The 19,587-nt window shown below is 63.8% G+C and carries 18 protein-coding genes; all 18 read left to right on the plus strand.

Translation table 11 applies throughout. The features are described from left to right. Positions 1-258 precede the first annotated feature (258 nt). Entirely contained in the window at positions 259-1,416 is a 1,158-nt protein-coding gene (locus PQB87_RS00575) for an ABC transporter substrate-binding protein (protein ID WP_021160432.1), read from the plus strand. A gap of 200 nt (positions 1,417-1,616) precedes the next feature. Then, positions 1,617-2,672: a branched-chain amino acid ABC transporter permease gene (locus PQB87_RS00580; RefSeq protein ID WP_027788718.1), complete on the plus strand. Its 1,056-nt coding sequence runs from the start codon at positions 1,617-1,619 to the stop codon at positions 2,670-2,672. A gap of 4 nt (positions 2,673-2,676) precedes the next feature. Next, positions 2,677-4,461 (plus strand): branched-chain amino acid ABC transporter ATP-binding protein/permease, encoded by a 1,785-nt coding sequence (locus PQB87_RS00585; RefSeq protein ID WP_021160434.1) that lies wholly within the window; start codon positions 2,677-2,679, stop codon positions 4,459-4,461. After that, positions 4,461-5,216, plus strand: a complete 756-nt coding sequence (locus PQB87_RS00590) for an ABC transporter ATP-binding protein (protein ID WP_301863761.1) — start codon at positions 4,461-4,463, stop codon at positions 5,214-5,216. Before PQB87_RS00585 ends, PQB87_RS00590 begins: the two co-directional genes overlap by 1 nt. Positions 5,217-5,794: 578 nt before the next feature. Further along, the gene (gene mnmG, locus PQB87_RS00595; RefSeq protein ID WP_489242450.1) at positions 5,795-7,765 is read left to right on the plus strand and encodes a tRNA uridine-5-carboxymethylaminomethyl(34) synthesis enzyme MnmG; all 1,971 of its coding nucleotides are present in this window, start codon (positions 5,795-5,797) and stop codon (positions 7,763-7,765) included. After that, positions 7,762-8,448, plus strand: coding sequence for a 16S rRNA (guanine(527)-N(7))-methyltransferase RsmG (rsmG, locus tag PQB87_RS00600; protein ID WP_048023976.1), 687 nt, complete (start codon positions 7,762-7,764; stop codon positions 8,446-8,448). Before mnmG ends, rsmG begins: the two co-directional genes overlap by 4 nt. A 56-nt stretch (positions 8,449-8,504) precedes the next feature. Further along, positions 8,505-9,284 (plus strand): ParA family protein, encoded by a 780-nt coding sequence (locus PQB87_RS00605; RefSeq protein WP_027788714.1) that lies wholly within the window; start codon positions 8,505-8,507, stop codon positions 9,282-9,284. 31 nt (positions 9,285-9,315) lie between these two features. Next, positions 9,316-10,209 (plus strand): ParB/RepB/Spo0J family partition protein, encoded by an 894-nt coding sequence (locus PQB87_RS00610; RefSeq protein ID WP_027788713.1) that lies wholly within the window; start codon positions 9,316-9,318, stop codon positions 10,207-10,209. Between the two features lie 10 nt (positions 10,210-10,219). Then, the gene (locus tag PQB87_RS00615) at positions 10,220-11,350 is read left to right on the plus strand and encodes an SLC13 family permease (protein ID WP_048023974.1); all 1,131 of its coding nucleotides are present in this window, start codon (positions 10,220-10,222) and stop codon (positions 11,348-11,350) included. Between the two features lie 569 nt (positions 11,351-11,919). Continuing rightward, complete coding sequence (locus PQB87_RS00620; RefSeq protein WP_021160441.1) at positions 11,920-12,444, plus strand: ATP synthase subunit I; 525 nt, start codon at positions 11,920-11,922, stop codon at positions 12,442-12,444. 109 nt (positions 12,445-12,553) lie between these two features. Next, entirely contained in the window at positions 12,554-13,405 is an 852-nt protein-coding gene (gene atpB / locus PQB87_RS00625; protein WP_059687911.1) for a F0F1 ATP synthase subunit A, read from the plus strand. Between the two features lie 75 nt (positions 13,406-13,480). Then, positions 13,481-13,753 carry a F0F1 ATP synthase subunit C gene (gene atpE, locus PQB87_RS00630; protein WP_021160442.1) on the plus strand — a complete coding sequence of 91 codons (273 nt, stop codon included), beginning with the start codon at positions 13,481-13,483 and terminating at the stop codon, positions 13,751-13,753. Between the two features lie 129 nt (positions 13,754-13,882). Further along, entirely contained in the window at positions 13,883-14,353 is a 471-nt protein-coding gene (locus PQB87_RS00635; RefSeq protein WP_021160443.1) for a F0F1 ATP synthase subunit B, read from the plus strand. A 2-nt stretch (positions 14,354-14,355) separates the two neighbouring features. Further along, complete coding sequence (locus PQB87_RS00640; RefSeq protein ID WP_006482713.1) at positions 14,356-14,895, plus strand: F0F1 ATP synthase subunit delta; 540 nt, start codon at positions 14,356-14,358, stop codon at positions 14,893-14,895. 44 nt (positions 14,896-14,939) lie between these two features. After that, positions 14,940-16,481: a F0F1 ATP synthase subunit alpha gene (gene atpA / locus PQB87_RS00645; protein WP_021160444.1), complete on the plus strand. Its 1,542-nt coding sequence runs from the start codon at positions 14,940-14,942 to the stop codon at positions 16,479-16,481. Between the two features lie 69 nt (positions 16,482-16,550). Further along, the gene (atpG, locus tag PQB87_RS00650; protein ID WP_021160445.1) at positions 16,551-17,426 is read left to right on the plus strand and encodes a F0F1 ATP synthase subunit gamma; all 876 of its coding nucleotides are present in this window, start codon (positions 16,551-16,553) and stop codon (positions 17,424-17,426) included. A gap of 66 nt (positions 17,427-17,492) precedes the next feature. After that, complete coding sequence (gene atpD / locus PQB87_RS00655) at positions 17,493-18,887, plus strand: F0F1 ATP synthase subunit beta (protein ID WP_011350527.1); 1,395 nt, start codon at positions 17,493-17,495, stop codon at positions 18,885-18,887. Positions 18,888-19,040: 153 nt separating this feature from the next. Beyond that, positions 19,041-19,466: a F0F1 ATP synthase subunit epsilon gene (locus PQB87_RS00660; RefSeq protein ID WP_006477288.1), complete on the plus strand. Its 426-nt coding sequence runs from the start codon at positions 19,041-19,043 to the stop codon at positions 19,464-19,466. Positions 19,467-19,587 lie beyond the last annotated feature (121 nt).

Genomic DNA, 19,587 nt, shown 5'->3' on the forward strand with positions numbered 1-19,587 from the left:
CGCAGCGCCGCTTTTCTCCGTTCCCTTCATCCTGACGACATTGCCGCCGCGCATCGTGGCGGCCGAACGACCGTATCGGCACGCGCCGCGGCGCGTGCATGTGCGGTATCGCCGGGGCTCGATGGCGGCGCCGGCGTGTCACGGGAAAACGAGTGTAGGCGGGGCAAGGCGAGATAGTTAAATTATTAACTTGTTTGGAGACCGGGAGCCGCCCGAGCGACCCGTGGCTTTTTCGAGCAGCGTTTGGAGACGACATAAATGAAGATGAATCGATGGATGGAAGTTCTGCTTGCCGCGGGCCTCGTGTGCGCGGCCGCCACGGCGTCGGCGCAGGTGAAGATCGGCGTGACGCTGTCGGCCACCGGGCCGGCCGCGTCGCTCGGGATTCCGGAAAAGAACACGATCGCGCTGCTGCCGAAGGAAATCGCGGGCAAGAGCGTGCAGTACATCGTGCTCGACGACGCATCCGACACGAGCCGCGCGGTGCAGAACGTGCGCAAGCTGATCGACGAGGATCACGTCGACGCGATCATCGGTTCGTCCGTCACGCCGAACTCGCTCGCGATGCTCGATCCCGTGTCGCAGGGCAAGACGCCGACGATCTCGCTCGCGGCGAGCGCGCAGATCATCTCGCCGATGGATGCGAAGCGCGCCTGGATGTTCAAGGTGCCGCAGAACGACCAGCTGATGGCCGACGCGATCGCCGGCTACATGGCGAAGCACGGCGTGAAGACGGTCGGCTTCATCGGCTTCGCCGATGCGTACGGCGACAGCTGGTACAACACGTTCAACGCGGCGGCCGCGAAGAACGGCCTGAAGGTCGTGTCGAACGAGCGCTTCAACCGTACCGACGCGTCGGTGATGGGGCAGGTGCTGAAGCTGATGGGCTCGAATCCGGATGCGGTGCTGATCGCCGGCTCGGGTACGCCGGCGGCGCTGCCGGCGAAGACGCTGAAGGAGCGCGGCTACAAGGGCAAGGTGTACCAGACGCACGGCGTCGCGAACAACGACTTCCTGCGTGTGTGCGGCAAGGACTGCGAAGGCGAGATCCTGCCGGCCGGCCCGGTGCTCGTGACCGACCAGCTGCCCGATTCGAATCCGGTGAAGAAGCCGGCGCTCGGGTACAAGGCCGCGTACGAGAAGGCCTACGGCGCGGGCTCGCTGGCGACGTTCGGCGGCCATGCGTGGGATGCGGGGCTACTGCTGCAGCGTGCGATTCCGGAAGCGCTGAAGAAGGGCCAGCCGGGCACCGAGGCGTTCCGCGAAGCGCTGCGCGCGTCGCTCGAAAGCGTGAAGGACCTGCCCGTGTCGCACGGCGTGATCAACATGACGCCGACCGATCACAACGGCTTCGATACGCGTGCGCGCGTGATGGTGCAGATCGTCGACGGCAAGTGGAAGCTGCAGGCCGAGTAAGCATCACGTGAAACCGGCGTGTGCGGCGCGAACGGCGCCGTGCGTGCCGTCGGCAGGGTGCGGGGCCCGACGGGTCGCGCCCGTGCCGCCTGGAACCGCCGGGGCCCGTCACCGGGTGCCTGCGCACCGGTCTTGCCGTCCGCGCGCCCCGGCCGTTTCCGTCTTTCGTTTCTCCGCAGCATTCTCGATACACGAAACGTATGGATCTCTCGATTGCAGCGATCCTCGCGCAAGACGGCATCACGACCGGCGCCATATATGCATTGCTGTCGCTGGCGCTCGTGCTGGTATTTTCCGTCACGCGGGTGATCTTCATTCCCCAGGGCGAATTCGTCGCCTACGGTGCGCTGACGCTTGCCGCGTTGCAGGCGCAGAAATTTCCCGCCACCTGCTGGCTGTTGTTCGTGATGGGCATCGCGTGCTTCCTGCTCGAAGTCGGCGGCCTGATCCGGCATCGCGAACGGCGCCATCAGCTCGGCCGCACACTCGCGACACTCGGCAGCCGCTACGTCCTGCTGCCGCTCGCGGTGTTCGCGATCACGCGCAGCTTTGCCGCGCAGCCTCTGCCGATGCTCGCGCAGATCGCGCTGACGCTCGCGATCGTCGTGCCGATGGGGCCGTTCGTCTACCGGCTCGTGTACCAGCCGATCGCCGAAGGCACGACGCTGCTGCTGCTGATCGTGTCGGTCGCCGTCCACTTCGCGATGGTCGGCCTCGGGCTCGTGATGTTCGGCGCGGAAGGCTCGCGCACCAACGGGTTCTCGGATGCGTCGCTCGCGATCGGCAGCATGACCGTGTCGGTGCAGAGCATCCTGGTCGTCGTGACGGCACTCGTGCTGATCGGCGCGCTCTACGTGTACTTCGGCCGCACGATCGCCGGCAAGGCGCTGCGCGCGACGTCGGTGAACCGGCTCGGCGCGCGGCTCGTCGGCATCGGCACGACCGAGGCAGGGCGGCTCGCGTTCACGTTCGCGGCGGGGCTCGGCGTGCTGTCCGGGATCCTCGTCGGCCCGCTGACGACGATCTACTACGACTCGGGATTCCTGATCGGCCTGAAGGGTTTCGTCGGCGCGATCATCGGCGGGCTCGTCAGCTATCCGCTCGCGGCAGCCGGCTCGCTGCTCGTCGGCGTGCTCGAATCGTATTCGTCGTTCTGGGCGAGCGCGTACAAGGAGGTGATCGTGTTCACGCTGATCATTCCGGTGCTGCTGTGGCGGAGTTTCGCGACGCCGCACGCGGAAGAGGAAGAGGAGTGACACGATGAAGACGATGGTACGCAACAAGACCTTCTGGGTGTTTCTCGTGGTGCTGTTCGCGCTGCCGGTGCTGCCTGGTGCGCTGCAGGTGCCCGAATACTGGATCACGCTGCTGAACTACATCGGCCTCTATGCGATCGTCGCGATCGGGCTCGTGCTGCTGACGGGCGTCGGCGGGATGACGAGCTTCGGGCAGGCCGCGTTCGTCGGCATCGGCGCCTATGCGACCGCGTTCCTGACGACACGATATGGCGTGTCGCCGTGGCTCGCGCTGATCGTCGGCGTCGTACTGACGGCGCTCGTCGCGCTCGTGCTCGGCGCGGTCACGATGCGGCTGTCCGGCCACTTCTTGCCGCTCGGCACGATTGCGTGGGGCCTCGCGCTGTTCTACCTGTTCGGCAACCTCGAACTGCTCGGCAAGTACGACGGCATCAACGGGATTCCGGCGCTGAACCTGTTCGGTATCGAGCTTGGAAGCGGGCGCAGCCTGTATTTCCTGATCTGGGCCGTCGTGCTGGCCGCGATCGTGTCGGTGCAGAACCTGCTGAACAGCCGCCCGGGCCGTGCGATCCGCGCGCTGCGCGGCGGCGGCGTGATGGCCGAGGCGATGGGCGTGAATACCGCGTGGATGCGCGTCGTGATCTTCGTCTATGCGGCCGTGCTGGCGGCCGTATCGGGCTTCCTGTACGCGCACCTGCAGCGCGCGGTGAACCCGACGCCGTTCGGGCTGAACCACGGGATCGAGTTCCTGTTCATGGCCGTGGTCGGCGGCGTGTCGCACGTGTGGGGCGCGGTGCTCGGCGCGGCGATCCTGACCGTGCTGCAGGACTATCTGCAGACGCTGCTGCCGAAGTTGCTCGGCTCGGAAGGCAACTTCGAGATCATCGTGTTCGGCGTGCTGATGGTGCTGCTGCTGCAGTACGCGCGCCAGGGCGTGTGGCCGTTCGTCGCGAGGCTGTTCCCGCGCGGGCCGCGCGCGCATGTGCCCGAGCACGCCGATCCGTTGCCGCAGCGCGCGAAGCCGACGGCCGGCGAGCCGCTGCTCGTCGTCGACAACGCGCGCAAGCAGTTCGGCGGGCTCGTGGCCGTCAACGACGTCAGCTTCGACGTGAAAGCGGGGCAGATCATCGGGCTGATCGGCCCGAACGGCGCCGGCAAGTCGACCACGTTCAACCTCGTGACGGGGGTGCTGAAGCCGACGGGCGGCACGATCACGTTCCGTGGCGAGCGTATCGACGGGCTCACGTCGCGCCAGATCGTCCGCCGCGGCATCGGCCGGACGTTCCAGCACGTGAAGCTGTTGCCGGCGATGACGGTGCTCGAGAACGTCGCGATCGGTGCGCACCTGCGTGGCCGTACGGGCGTGTGGCGCAGCGTCGCGCGGCTCAATGCCCATGAGGAAGCGCAGCTGCTGGCTGAGGCCGCACGCCAGATCCGCCGCGTCGGGCTTGAAAAGCACATGTACGACGAAGCGGGCAGCCTTGCGCTGGGGCAGCAGCGGATTCTCGAAATCGCGCGGGCGCTGTGCTGCGATCCGACGCTGCTGCTGCTCGACGAGCCGGCCGCCGGGCTGCGTTACCAGGAGAAGCAGCAACTCGCCGATCTGCTGCGGCGGCTGAAGGCGGAAGGCATGAGCGTGTTGCTCGTGGAACACGACATGGATTTCGTGATGAATCTCACCGATCGTTTGGTGGTGATGGAGTTCGGCACGCGGATCGCGGAAGGACTGCCGCAGGACGTGCAGCAGGATCCGGCGGTGCTGGAAGCGTATCTGGGCGGGGTGGAGTGATGACGGACACGACGATACCGATTCTCGAAGTGCGCGGGCTGGCGGTCCGGTACGGGAAGGTGGAGGCACTGCACGGCGCGGCGATCAAGGTTGGCGCGGGGCAGATCGTCAGCGTGATCGGCCCGAACGGCGCCGGCAAATCGACGCTGCTGAACGCGATCATGGGCGCGCTGCCGGTGACCGGGCATGCATCGGGTGCGATCGTGTACCGCGGTCACGACGTCGGTGCGTTGCCGGTCGAGCAGCGCGTCGCACGCGGGATGTGCCTCGTACCGGAAAAGCGTGAGCTGTTCAGCACGATGACGGTCGAAGACAACCTCGTATTGGGCGCGTATCGGCGCAAGCAGGCCGGTGACGCGAACTTCCTCGACCAGCTCGACCACGTGTTCGCCCTGTTTCCGCGTCTGAAGGAGCGCCGCAAGCAGGCGGCCGGCACGCTATCCGGCGGCGAGCGGCAGATGCTTGCGGTTGGACGCGCGCTGATGGGCAAGCCCGATCTGCTGATGCTCGACGAGCCCAGCCTCGGGCTGGCGCCGCTGATCGTGAAGGAGATTTTTCATATCATCAGCGCGTTGCGCGGTACGGGCGTGGCGACGCTGCTGATCGAGCAGAACGCACGGGCTGCACTGCAGATCTCCGATTACGGCTATGTGCTGGAGACAGGCGAATTTGCGCTGGAAGGGCCGGCGGCTGAACTCGCGCAGAATCCACGCGTGATCGAAACGTACCTCGGGCTAGCGAAGAAAACGGCCTGATCGGTGGCGTGGTGGGCGGGAAACGGGCGGCGTGTTTCACGTGAAACACGCCGTTTTTGTTTTTGGGTGAGATGCGACCCCGGCACACGACAGCTAGTGACCAGGGGATAAGTGCTACGGAAACAGTCGGAAGCTCTGTGCAAGCGGATGACGATCCGGAGCATCGTTCGCGGGTGGCTGCCGCCTGTTCCACACACTGGGGATGTTGTGCCGGGTCACAGGGGATAAGTGTCAGGCGAGCCGTCCGAAATTCTGTGAGGGAGAGGGTGGGCGCGGTCGCACAGGGTGTTCCGTCCAGGTTGCCGCGCGGGGCACAGGTATCGAACAGGTATGTGTTCCACGTGAAATTTCCCGGCAAGCGAATTTTTTGCACAGGCCCAGCGATGTGTTGCCGGCGGGCCGGAAGCGTTACCGGAGCGGGCTCTGCGCCACGGATTCTGCAGCCGAGCACAGAAAAATCGCCGAAATGCACAGACCCTACCGTTCGGACGGCCTTCGGGTGAAAAGCGAACCCGCTATAATTCGCCCCATACATTTCTCAGATAGGTTCGTGCGCCGTCCTGCGTACGGAATCCACCATGCTTTTTCCCACAGAATTTGACGTCATCGTCGTCGGTGGCGGTCATGCCGGCACGGAAGCCGCGCTGGCGTCCGCCCGCATGGGCGCAAAGACATTACTGCTGACCCACAACATCGAAACGCTTGGGCAGATGAGCTGCAATCCGTCGATCGGCGGCATTGGCAAGGGCCATCTGGTCAAGGAAGTCGATGCGCTGGGCGGCGCAATGGCAGCCGCGACCGATGAGAGCGGTATTCAGTTCCGGATCCTCAATTCGTCGAAGGGGCCGGCCGTGCGCGCGACGCGTGCGCAGGCCGATCGCATCCTGTACAAGGCCGCGATTCGCCACCGGATCGAGAATCAGCCGAACCTGTGGCTGTTCCAGCAGGCTGTCGACGACCTGATGGTCGAAGGCGACCGGGTGGTGGGCGCCGTCACGCAGATCGGCATCCGCTTCCGTGCGCGTGCGGTCGTGCTGACCGCCGGTACGTTCCTCGACGGCAAGATTCACGTCGGCCTGAACAACTATACGGGTGGCCGTGCGGGCGATCCGGCGGCCGTGTCGCTGTCGTCGCGCCTGAAGGAGCTGAAGCTGCCGCAAGGCCGCCTGAAGACCGGTACGCCGCCGCGTATCGATGGTCGCTCGATCGACTTCTCGCAGCTGGACGAACAGCCGGGCGATCTCGATCCGATCCCCGTCTTCTCGTTCCTGGGCCGTGCGGAGCAGCATCCGCAGCAACTGCCGTGCTGGGTCACGCATACGAACGAGCGCACGCACGACATCATTCGTGGCGGCCTCGACCGTTCGCCTATGTATACAGGCGTGATCGAAGGCGTCGGGCCGCGCTATTGCCCGTCGATCGAGGACAAGATTCACCGGTTCGCCTCGAAGGAATCGCACCAGATCTTCCTGGAACCGGAAGGGCTGACGACCAACGAGTTCTACCCGAACGGGATCTCGACGAGCCTGCCGTTCGACGTCCAGCTCGAGCTCGTGCACTCGATGCGCGGCCTCGAGAACGCGCATATCCTGCGCCCCGGCTACGCGATCGAGTACGACTACTTCGACCCGCGTGCGCTGAAGGCGTCGCTCGAAACGAAGGCGATCAACGGGCTGTTCTTTGCGGGCCAGATCAACGGGACGACGGGCTATGAAGAAGCGGCCGCGCAGGGTCTGCTGGCCGGTCTCAACGCTGGCCGCTACGTGCAGGAGAAGGACGCATGGTGCCCGCGCCGTGATCAGGCCTACCTTGGCGTGCTGGTCGACGATCTCGTGACGCGCGGTGTGGCCGAGCCGTACCGGATGTTCACGAGCCGCGCCGAGTATCGCCTCAGCCTGCGTGAAGACAATGCCGACATGCGCTTGACCGAGATCGGCCGCGAACTGGGGCTCGTCGACGACGCACGCTGGGACGCATTCAGCCGGAAGCGCGACGCTGTTTCACGTGAAACCGAACGCCTGAAGTCGACGTGGGTCACGCCGAAGACGTTGCCGCCGGAAGAGGCGACCGCGCTCCTCGGCAAGGCGATCGACCACGAATACAGCCTCGCCGAACTGCTGCGCCGTCCGGGTATCAGCTATGACGGTGTGTGCGGACTGAAGGGCGGCGAGTGCGGCCCCGCTGAGCCGCTGGCCGACGATCCGGTGCTGCTCGAGCAGATCAAGGAGCAGGTCGAGATCGGCATCAAGTATCAGGGCTACATCGAGCGCCAGGCATCGGAAATTGAACGCAACGATGCGAACGAGAACACGCGCCTGCCCGACGGTATCGATTACCGCGAAGTCCGCGGCCTGTCGTTCGAGGTGAGCCAGAAGCTCAACGAGTTCCGGCCGGAAACGATCGGGCAGGCGTCGCGCATCTCGGGTGTCACGCCGGCGGCAATCTCGCTGCTGATGGTGCACCTGAAGCGTCGCGGCCTGGGCCGCCGTAATGGCACGGCCGAAGCGGCAGCGGAGCAGGGGGGCGGCGCCGTCCCGACGCAACAATGACGGCGCGTCGCGCGCCGGCGGTTAATCGGGACGTACTGGAACAGATGCTCGTCGAAGGCACGACGGCGCTCGACCTCACGCTGACGGATGCACAACGCAACCAGCTGCTCGACTATGTCGCGCTGCTCGGCAAGTGGAACGCGGTCTACAACCTGACCGCGATCCGCGACCCGAAGCAGATGCTGATCCAGCACATCCTCGATTCGCTTTCCATCGTTCCGCATCTGCGTGGCCGTGCATCGGCCCGCGTGCTCGACGTCGGTTCGGGCGGCGGGTTGCCCGGTATCGTGCTGGCGATCGTCGAGCCGGATTGGCAGATCACGCTGAACGATATCGTGCAGAAGAAGTCTGCATTCCAGACCCAGATGCGTGCGGAGCTGAAGCTCGCGAACCTGTCGGTGGTCACGGGGCGGGTCGAATCGCTGCAGCCGGGTGTCGAAGTGCCGGAAAAATTCGACATGATCGTATCCCGCGCTTTCGCGGACCTGTCCGACTTCGTTAAACTTGCTCGACACCTGGTTGCGCCGGGCGGATCGATCTGGGCAATGAAGGGTGTTCATCCGGACGACGAGATTGCGCGGTTGCCGGAAGGCAGTCGCGTGAAGCAGACGATACGGCTGGCGGTGCCGCTGCTCGATGCCGAACGGCATCTGATCGAAGTGGCCGTCGACGAAGCGAATTGAAGGGCCGGCGCGCGATGGCGCGCCGTTTGTTTGAAGGTAAAGGGAACACACCAACGATGGCAAAGATCTTCTGCGTTGCGAACCAGAAGGGGGGCGTCGGCAAGACGACGACATCGGTCAATCTCGCCGCAAGCCTTGCAGCGCAGGAGCAACGAGTCCTGCTGATCGATCTCGACCCTCAGGGTAACGCGACGATGGGCAGCGGGATCGACAAGGCTGCTTGCGAAGCGACCGTGTACGAGGTGCTGGTCGACGGCGTGTCGGTGACCGACGCGCGCATCCGGCCGGACGGCGTCACCTACGACGTGCTGCCCGCGAACCGCGAGCTGTCCGGTGCCGAGATCGAACTGATCAGCATCGACAACCGCGAGCGCCGGCTGAAGGCCGCGCTCGAGCACGTGGCCGACGACTACGATTTCGTGCTGATCGATTGCCCGCCGACGCTGTCGCTGCTGACGCTGAACGGCTTGTGCGCGGCGCATGGCGTCGTGATCCCCATGCAGTGCGAATACTTTGCACTGGAGGGGTTGTCGGACCTCGTCAACACGATCAAGCAGGTTCACGCGAACATGAACCGCGACCTGAAGATCATCGGCTTGCTGCGTGTGATGTTCGATCCGCGCATCACGCTGCAGCAGCAAGTCTCCGATCAACTGAAAGCGCACTTCGGCGACAAGGTGTTCGACGCGGTGATTCCGCGCAACGTGCGCCTGGCGGAAGCGCCGAGCTACGGGCTGCCGGGCGTCGTGTTCGACCGCAGCTCGCGCGGTGCGCAAGCGTATCTCCAGTTCGGTGCCGAGATGATCGACCGCGTTCGCGCGTTCGAGGTGTCGTGATCCGGACATGAGCGAAGCGAGGAAGAAAGACATGAACGCGGTACCAAAGAAGAAGGGCTTGGGACGTGGCCTCGAAGCGCTGCTCGGCGGCAGTGCCGATATCACCGAAGCGGTGAAGATCGAAGGGGCACCGAACACGCTCGCGCTCGGCAAGCTGCAGGCCGGCAAGTACCAGCCGCGGACGCGGATGGACGAAGGCAGCCTGCAGGAGCTCGCGGCGAGCATTCGCGCACAGGGCGTGATGCAGCCGATCCTGGTACGGCCCATTTCGTCAGACAAATACGAGATCATCGCGGGTGAGCGCCGTTTCCGCGCGGCACGCCTGGCGGGCCTCGATGAAGTGCCGGTGCTCGTGAAGGATGTGTCCGACCAGGCCGCCGCGGCGATGGCGCTGATCGAGAACATCCAGCGCGAGGATCTGAACCCGCTCGAAGAGGCGCACGGTATCCAGCGCCTGCTCGACGAGTTCGGTTTCACGCACGAACAGGCGGCCGAATCGGTCGGCCGTTCGCGCAGCGCGGTGTCGAACCTGCTGCGCCTACTGAACCTGGCTTCGCCGGTGCAGACGATGCTGCTGGCCGGTGATCTCGACATGGGGCACGCACGCGCGCTGCTCGCCGTCGATGCGGCCACGCAGATCACGCTCGCCCATCAGGTCGTCAACAAGCGCATGTCGGTGCGGGAGACCGAGAAGCTCGTCACGCACACGACGAAGGAAGCGCCGGCCGTGAAGGCGCGCGCGAAGGACGACGGCGGGCGCGATACGCGCCGTCTCGAGGAGGAGTTGTCCGATCTGCTCGCGTCGACGGTGAAGATCAAGCTCGGCCGCCGCGGGCGAGGGCAGGTCACGATCGACTTCGGCAACCTCGACGCGCTCGAGGGCATTCTCGTGCGGCTGCGCGGCAACGTCGCGACCGAAGAGTAACGCGGTGCCGATGGAGAAGACGGGCGCGCCGACGCCGCGCCGGTGGCTGGGATGGCTTGCGCAGGAGCCGGTGCTGTCGGTTCTCGTACTTGGCTTGATCGTGCTGCAATGGGTGCGTCCGCAACCATTTTCCGTGTTGGCCGGTCGCGTCGACTGGCAGACGGTCGCGACGCTGGCTGGCCTGCTGATGCTGACCAAGGCGCTCGAGTTGTCCGGCTGCCTGATGTGGCTCGCACACCGCATCGTGCATCACGTGCATTCCGAACGCGGGCTCGCGTTGTTGCTCGTGGGGTTCGCCGCGTTGTTATCGATGTGGCTCACCAACGACGTCGCGCTGTTCGTCGTCGTGCCGTTGATGGTCTCGTTGCGTGCGCTGACGCCACTGCCGTTCCGGCGGCTCGTGATCGTCGTCGCGCTGGCGGTCAACGCGGGGTCCGTCGCGACGCCGCTCGGCAATCCCCAGAATCTTTTCCTGTGGCAATTGAGCGGCGTGTCGTTCGGCCGCTTCGTGGTCACGCTCGGGCCGCTCGCGATCGCGCTGATGGCGCTGCTGCTCGTGCTGACCGCATGCGCGTTTCGCGCAAAGCCGCTCGACTTGTCCGGTGATGCCACTGCGCTGCCCGTGCAACGCATGCACGCGCTGATCGCGGCGGCGCTGTTCGCCGCGTTCGTGCTGCTCGCCGATGCGCATCATCCGCTGCCTGGTCTCGTCGGTGTCGCCATCGTGCTGCTCGCCGTCAAACGCGACGCAGTCCTGAAGATCGACTGGCTGCTGCTGCTGATCTTCGTACTGATGTTCGTCGTGCTGCGTACCGCGGCTGCGCTGCCCGTCGTGCACGACACGATTGCGAATGCGCAGCTCGATTCGCCGCTGCGCGTCTACGCGGCCGGCGCGCTGTTGTCACAGGTCATCAGCAATGTGCCGGCCGCGATCCTGTTGTCGGAATTCACGCACGACTGGCGTGCGCTCGCGTTCGGCGTGTCGGTCGGCGGCTTTGGCTTCGCGATCGGCTCGCTTGCGAACCTGATCGCGGTGCGTCTCGCGAAGGAGCCGCGCATGTGGCTGCCGTTCCATCTGGTCTCGATTCCGTTCGCACTCGCCAGCGCGGCGGTCGGCGCGTGGCTGCTCGTTCATGGTTAAGTGACGCGGCTGCGCGCGGCACAGCCGTGCGATTCGGGTGGCGGGGCGGGTGCACGGTATTCGCGCTGGTTGCGGGGTTGTTGATAAGTCCGGCAATTCACAGTCGATTGCCTGTGGTGGCATGACAACTGATTGGATGATTCGGCGCGTCGGCGTCGGCCCGGATTTCGTGCATCCGGAGCTGCCGGGTGGTCACAGGGTTTTGTCTGCTCGGTGCATCGTGCCGGGTGCGAGCCCGGGGCCGCGTCACGGCGTGGATTCCGGATGGCGTTCGAGCCGTCCCGCCGGCACCCGCATCGGGCCTCGTTTCCTTGTCAATTCCTCGTCGCCGGATTTTTTCGAGCAAGAAATACCGGTACAAAAAAGCGACCTTACAACTGTCATCGTACATCGTCGAATCGCGTGTTTTTTCACATGATGAGGCGTCGTTTTACGCAGGTTTTTGTCGCGTCTAAAGCCTTGAATCACTTGCAACTATCGCTTACAATCGCCCGGATTTGTTAGCTAGGCACCCCTGAAAGCTTTCAGAAAGCTTGGGGCCGGGTTCAAGGATTTTGCGGAAGATTGCGATGGCGGGTCAGGCGCCGGACGACAGGCACGATGATCAGCGCACGCAACGCACCGCTTCGGCGGCCGGCGAGCGGCGCGAATCCGACGATGACTGGGACGCCGAGCAGCAAGATAACAACATCGTTCCGCTCACGCGGGCAGAAGCCGAAAAGCTGTTCGGCCCGAACGTGAGCAAGCCCTCGCGCGTGACCCCCTATAAGGTGGTATTCGCGCAAGTGGTTCTGTCCCTGGTTGCAACGCTGGCGTGGTGGCTGTTTTCGAAGTCGCCGGGCGCCGCTGCGCAATCCGCGTTTCTGGGCGGAGCGATCGGCTGGGTGCCAAGTGCGGTATTCGTGGCACGACTGAAGGCAGGTGGTTCGGCCACCGTGATGAGCTGGGTGATGGGCGAAGCCCTGAAGCTCGCTCTGACGATCGGGATGTTCACTGCAGTGGCGTTCGGCTGGGCCGGCGTGCACTGGGTGCCGTTCCTCGTCACGTACCTCGTCGTGCTGAAGACGTACTGGATCGCACTGGCCTGGCGGTAAGGAACAAGCAGCGTGCGGTTTCGACAACGAACCGCACCGGCCCGTTCCCGCAATAGCGTGTTGCGGAACTGGCAAAACGATTTTCGACAATTTGGGTGGCATTAACGATATGGCAGCTAGCGAAGGCACGCGCGGTCCGGATCCGTCCGAGTACATTGCGCACCACTTGCAGAATTTCTCCACCTCGCATCAGACGTCGATTTTCGACATCCACGTCTGGAATCTCGACACGCTGTTCTGGTCGATCGTTTGCGGCATCGTGACGATCGTCGTGCTGCGTCTGGCTGCCCGCAAGGCGACGTCGGGCGTGCCGGGCCGTTTCCAGTGCGCGATCGAGATGCTCGTCGAGATGGTCGAAGACCAATCGAAGGCCATCGTTCACGGCAATCGTACCTTCATCGCTCCGCTCGCGCTCACGGTGTTCGTGTGGGTCGCGCTGATGAACTCCCTCGACTTCCTCCCGGTCGACCTGCCGGGCCGCGTGATCGGCCTGCTCGGTCTGTCGGACGTGATTTCCCACCATCGCATCGTCCCGACGGCCGACCTGAACGGCACGCTCGGCATCGCGCTCGGCGTGTTCGTCCTGATGATCTACTACAGCATCAAGATCAAGGGCGCGGGCGGCTTTGTGCATGAACTGCTGTCGGCGCCGTTCGGCGCCCACCCGCTGCTGTGGATCCCTAACCTCGCGCTCAACATCGTCGAATATCTCGCCAAGACCGTCTCCCTCGGTATGCGGCTGTTCGGCAACATGTACGCGGGTGAGCTGTTGTTCCTGTTGATCGCCCTGCTCGGCAGCATGTGGAGCTTCGGTGGCGACGCAACGTTCCTCGGCTTCGTTGGCCACGTGATCGCGGGCAGCGTCTGGGCAATCTTCCACATCCTGATTGTTCTGTTGCAGGCATTCATTTTCATGATGCTGACGCTGGTGTATCTCGGCCAGGCGCACGACAAGCACTAAGCGCGGCGTGCAAAAAAGAGTTTCCGTTTTAGTTTTTTAAATCTCAGTTCCAAGTCTTTTCACAAAGGAGTGATCATGCAAGCTTACATCGCCAACATCCAGGGTCTGACCGCCATCGGTATCGGCATCATCATCGGCCTGGGTGCAATCGGCGCCTGTATCGGTATCGCGCTGATGGGTGGTAAGTACATCGAAGCCTGCGCACGTCAGCCGGAACTCATCAACCCGCTGCAAACGAAGATGTTCCTGCTGGCTGGTCTGATCGACGCGGCATTCCTGATCGGCGTGGGTGTTGCAATGCTGTTCGCGTTCGCGAACCCGCTCCTGTCGAAGCTCGTCGCAGGCTAAGGTTCCTCGGAAATATGCGTCCGGCGTGAGCCGGCGCAGGGCGGAACGGAGACTTGGGGCGCTGATCGAATGCAACTCGATGAGCGCCTTACCGTTTCATTTTTCCGGAATAGCAGATAAGGAAACACCGTGAATCTCAACGCAACTCTGTTTGCGCAAATGGTCGTGTTCCTGGTCCTCGCGTGGTTCACGATGAAGTTCGTGTGGCCGCCGTTGATCAACGCCCTCGACGAACGTTCGAAGAAGATCGCCGACGGCCTCGCCGCCGCCGAGAAGGGCAAGGCAGAACTCGACGCAGCGCACAAGCGCGTGGACCAGGAACTCGCGCAGGCCCGCAATGACGGCCAGCAGCGCATCGCCGACGCTGAAAAGCGTGCCCAGGCGGTCGCCGAGGAAATCAAGGCCAACGCCCAGGCTGAAGCCGCCCGCATCGTCGCCCAGGCGAAGGCGGAAGCAGAACAGCAAATCGTGAAGGCGCGCGAAGCGCTGCGTGGCGAAGTCGCTACGCTGGCCGTGAAGGGCGCCGAGCAGATCCTGAAGCGCGAAGTCGATCAAACGGCCCACGCCCAACTGCTGAATCAACTGAAAGCCGAGCTCTGATCATGGCCGAACTTGCAACCATCGCCCGCCCTTACGCAGAAGCGCTGTTCCGCGTGGCCGAGGGCGGTGACATCGCCGCCTGGTCCACGCTCGTGCAAGAGCTGGCCCAGGTTGCGCGTCTGCCGGAAGTGCTGTCGGTCGCGTCGAGCCCGAAGGTGACGCGCACGCAAGTAGCCGAGTTGCTGCTTGCTGCTGCGAAGTCGCCGCTCGCGGCCGGCGCCGAAGCGAAGAACTTCGTGCAGATGCTGGTCGACAATCATCGCATCGCGCTGCTGCCGGAAATTGCCGAGCAGTTCGAGGCGCTCAAGAACGAACGTGAAGGTGCAGCCGACGCCGAGATCGTGAGCGCGTTCCCGCTGAACGGCGCGGATCTCGACAGTCTCGTCTCGGGCCTCGAACGCAAGTTCAAGCGCAAGCTGAAACCGACGGTCGAAGTCGATTCGTCGCTGATCGGCGGCGTGCGCGTGACGGTCGGCGACGAAGTGCTCGACACCTCGGTTCGCGCGCGCCTCGCATCGATGCAGGCTGCCTTGACCGCCTGAGCGCCACGCCGGCACGCAACAGAATTGACTATCAGGAGCGAATAATGCAACTCAATCCCTCTGAGATCAGCGAGCTGATCAAGAGCCGGATCCAGGGCCTTGAAGCGAGCGCAGACGTTCGCAACCAGGGCACCGTGATCTCCGTGACCGACGGTATCGTGCGTATCCACGGCCTGTCGGACGTGATGCAGGGCGAAATGCTCGAGTTTCCGGGCAACACGTTCGGCCTCGCGCTGAACCTCGAGCGCGACTCGGTCGGCGCGGTGATTCTCGGCGAATACGAACACATCTCGGAAGGCGACATCGTCAAGACGACGGGCCGCATTCTCGAAGTCCCGGTTGGCCCGGAACTCGTCGGCCGCGTGGTCGATGCGCTCGGCAACCCGATCGACGGCAAGGGCCCGGTCAACGCGAAGCTGACCGACGCGATCGAAAAGATCGCCCCGGGCGTGATCTGGCGTAAGTCGGTGTCGCAGCCGGTGCAGACGGGCATCAAGTCGATCGACGCAATGGTGCCGATCGGCCGTGGCCAGCGTGAGCTGATCATCGGCGACCGTCAGTGCGGCAAGACCGCGGTGGCGCTCGACGCGATCATCAACCAGAAGGGCAAGGACCTGATCTGTATCTACGTCGCGATCGGCCAGAAGGCTTCGTCGATCATGAACGTGGTTCGCAAGCTCGAAGAAACGGGCGCGATGGAATACACGATCGTCGTCGCCGCTTCGGCTTCGGATTCGGCAGCGATGCAGTACCTCGCACCGTACGCCGGCTGCACGATGGGCGAATACTTCCGCGATCGCGGCCAGGACGCGCTGATCATCTATGACGACTTGACCAAGCAGGCTTGGGCATACCGTCAGATCTCGCTGCTGCTGCGCCGCCCGCCGGGCCGTGAAGCGTACCCGGGCGACGTGTTCTATCTCCACTCGCGTCTGCTCGAGCGTGCGGCTCGCGTGTCGGAAGAGTACGTCGAGAAGTTCACGAACGGCGAAGTGAAGGGCAAGAGCGGCTCGCTGACGGCACTGCCGGTCATCGAAACGCAGGCTGGCGACGTGACCGCGTTCGTTCCGACGAACGTGATCTCGATTACCGACGGCCAGATCTTCCTGGAAACCGACCTGTTCAACGCAGGCATCCGCCCGGCAATCAACGCCGGCGTGTCGGTGTCGCGAGTCGGTGGCGCCGCTCAGACGAAGGTCGTGAAGAAGCTGTCGGGCGGTATCCGTACCGACCTCGCGCAGTACCGTGAACTGGCGGCATTCGCGCAGTTCGCATCGGACCTCGACGAAGCGACCCGCAAGCAGCTCGAGCGCGGCCGCCGCGTGACGGAACTGCTGAAGCAGCCGCAGTACCAGCCGCTGCAGGTCTGGGAACTGGCCGTGTCGCTGTACGCGGCGAACAACGGCTACCTCGACGACCTCGACGTCAAGCAAGTGCTGTCGTTCGAGAAGGGCCTGCGCGAAAACCTGAAGACCAGCCACGCTGACCTCATCAAGCGCATCGAAGACACCAAGGATCTCTCGAAGGACGACGAAGGCGCACTGCGCTCGGCGATCGAATCCTTCAAGAAGTCCGGTGCCTATTGATCCGCGAGTGACACACTGAGGCCGCGCGGGTGCTGATGCGCCCGCGCCGCTTCGGTCAAGGAGCAAGCTATGGCTGGAATGAAGGAAATTCGCGGGAAGATCAAGAGCGTGCAGAACACGCGCAAGATCACGAAGGCGATGGAGATGGTGGCCGCATCGAAGATGCGTCGCGCGCAGGAACGCATGCGCGCCGCTCGTCCGTATGCGGACAAGGTCCGTGCCATCGCCGCGCACATGAGCCGCGCGAACCCGGAGTACCGTCACCCGTTCATGGTGGCGAACGAAGGTGCGAACACGGCCGGCATCATTCTCGTCACGACGGACAAGGGTCTGTGCGGCGGTTTGAACACCAACGTGCTGCGTGCGACGGTTCAGAAGTTCAAGGAGCTGGAAGAGAAGGGCCAGAAGGTCGAAGCTACCGCGATCGGTAGCAAGGGCCTCGGGTTCCTGAACCGCTTCGGCGCGAAGGTGATGTCGCAGGTCGTGCACCTCGGCGACACCCCGCATCTGGACAAGCTGATCGGCGCCGTGAAGACGCAGCTCGATCTGTACTCGGAAGGCAAGCTGTCGGCGGTTTATATCGCTTACACGCGCTTCGTCAACACGATGAAGCAGGAAGCCGTGATCGAGCAGTTGCTGCCGCTGTCGTCGGAACACTTCGAAGCCGATGACGGTACGCCGGCCACGTCGTGGGACTACATCTACGAGCCGGACGCGCAGGCAGTCGTCGACGAACTGCTCGTGCGTTACGTCGAGGCGCTGGTGTACCAGGCCGTCGCGGAAAACATGGCGTCCGAGCAATCGGCTCGCATGGTCGCGATGAAGGCCGCGTCCGACAACGCGAAGACGGTGATCAGCGAACTGCAGCTCGTGTACAACAAGAGCCGCCAGGCCGCGATCACGAAAGAACTGTCGGAGATCGTCGGCGGCGCAGCCGCTGTTTAAGCGCGCGCCACGGACGACAACTGCGCCTTTGCGCGAGTAAAGAATCAGGTATTTAAAGGAAAAGCGATGAGTACTGCTGCTTTGGTAGAAGGCAAGATCGTACAGTGCATCGGCGCCGTTATCGACGTGGAATTCCCGCGCGACAGCATGCCGAAGATCTACGACGCGCTCATTCTCGATGGCTCGGAACTGACGCTCGAAGTCCAGCAGCAGCTGGGCGACGGCGTGGTCCGTACCATTTGTCTGGGTGCATCCGACGGCCTGCGCCGCGGCCTGACCGTGAAGAACACGGCAAAGCCGATCTCGGTGCCGGTCGGCAAGCCGACCCTCGGCCGGATCATGGACGTCCTCGGTCGTCCGATCGACGAAGCCGGCCCGATCGAAAGCGAAACGACGCGTTCGATCCACCAGAAGGCTCCGGCGTTCGACGAACTGTCGCCGTCGACCGAACTGCTCGAAACGGGTATCAAGGTTATCGACCTGATCTGCCCGTTCGCAAAGGGCGGCAAGGTTGGCCTGTTCGGTGGTGCAGGCGTGGGCAAGACCGTCAACATGATGGAGCTCATCAACAACATCGCGAAGGAACACGGCGGTTACTCCGTGTTCGCGGGCGTGGGCGAGCGTACCCGTGAAGGGAACGACTTCTACCACGAAATGAAGGACTCGAACGTTCTCGACAAGGTCGCGCTGGTGTACGGCCAGATGAACGAGCCGCCGGGCAACCGTCTGCGCGTCGCGCTGACCGGCCTGACGATGGCCGAGCACTTCCGTGACGAAGGCCTCGACGTGCTGTTCTTCGTCGACAACATCTACCGTTTCACGCTGGCCGGTACCGAAGTGTCGGCACTGCTCGGCCGTATGCCGTCGGCAGTGGGCTATCAGCCGACGCTGGCTGAAGAAATGGGCAAGCTGCAAGAGCGCATCACGTCGACCAAGAAGGGCTCGATTACGTCGGTCCAGGCCGTGTACGTCCCTGCGGACGACTTGACCGACCCGTCGCCGGCTACGACCTTCGGCCACCTGGACGCAACCGTCGTTCTGTCGCGTGACATCGCTTCGCTGGGTATCTACCCGGCGGTCGACCCGCTCGACTCGACGTCGCGCCAGATCGACCCGAACGTGATCGGTGAAGAGCACTACTCGATCACCCGTCGCGTTCAGCAGACGCTGCAGCGCTACAAGGAACTGCGCGACATCATCGCGATTCTGGGCATGGACGAACTGTCGCCGGAAGACAAGCTGTCGGTCGCACGCGCGCGTAAGATCCAGCGTTTCCTGTCGCAGCCGTTCCACGTCGCTGAAGTGTTCACGGGCTCGCCGGGCAAGTACGTGCCGCTGAAGGAAACGATCCGTGGCTTCAAGATGATCGTCGACGGCGAGTGCGACCACCTGCCGGAACAGGCGTTCTACATGGTCGGCACGATCGACGAAGCCTTCGAAAAGGCCAAGAAGATCTCGTAAGGGTCAGGCGTAACGCAGCGGGCGCCGCTACGTCCGTGAGGGATACCTTGATGGTATCCGTTCGCGGACAGGCGCTCACGTAATACGCTCAACCCGCCGTGCATGGGATCGGAGCAGGCGCTGAAGCGCTCGTTCCGATCGACAGGAGTCGATATGGCAACCATCAAAGTAGACGTCGTCAGCGCGGAAGAGCAGATCTTCTCGGGCGAGGCGAAATTCGTCGCGCTGCCGGGCGAAACGGGTGAGCTGGGCATTCTGCCGGGTCACACGCCGCTGATCACGCGGATTCGTCCGGGTGCGGTGCGCATCGAAGTCGAGGGCGGCAACGACGAATTCGTGTTCGTCGCGGGCGGCATTCTCGAAGTGCAGCCGGGTGCCGTGACGGTGCTCGCCGACACCGCGATCCGCGGCAAGGACCTCGACGCGGCGAAAGCCGAGGAAGCACGCAAGCGTGCCGAGGAAACGCTGCAGAACGCGAAGTCGGATCTCGACCTCGCGAAGGCGCAATCCGAGCTCGCGACCGCGATGGCGCAGCTCGAAGCGATCCAGCGTCTGGCGAAGATCCGCAGCCGGCACTGAGCCGCGCCGCGTATCCCGCGAAAGAAAGCAGCCTTCGGGCTGCTTTTTTTTCGCCCGTCGTTTTCATCTGTTTTTACGGGTCGGATCATACCGTCCGGTCGTGCTATTTCACCCGTCCGCC

Source organism: Burkholderia sp. KL41 (assembly GCF_057005415.2).